A 239-nucleotide genomic window follows, 5' to 3' on the forward strand; every position below is an offset into this window, starting at 1 on the left:
CTTTAAGGAAGCTTTAGAGGACGGTGACTTTGAATTCTTAGAAGACAAGTGGCTTAAAGTCTCAATAAAAGATATGGGGTTAAGTTGGTGTATTAGCTATCAAAATGAGCAACTAGTTGTAGCTGATAACGAGGTTGTTGAAGATGTAAGCTTTAGCGGAAACCTTAACGATCTTGTGCTGATTGCCGGGCGTAAAGAAGACCCAGATACGCTTTTCTTTCAACGTAGACTGTCTATTG

1 protein-coding gene is annotated in these 239 nt (G+C 39.7%); it reads left to right on the forward strand.

Annotated elements, in window-relative coordinates; translation table 11 throughout:
* A partial coding sequence (locus tag JFU56_RS22735; protein ID WP_198439467.1) for an SCP2 domain-containing protein occupies positions 1-239 on the forward strand: 239 nt, incomplete at both ends.

Origin of the sequence: Moritella sp. F3 (assembly GCF_015082335.1) — a bacterium.
Taxonomy (GTDB): Bacteria; Pseudomonadota; Gammaproteobacteria; order Enterobacterales; family Moritellaceae; genus Moritella.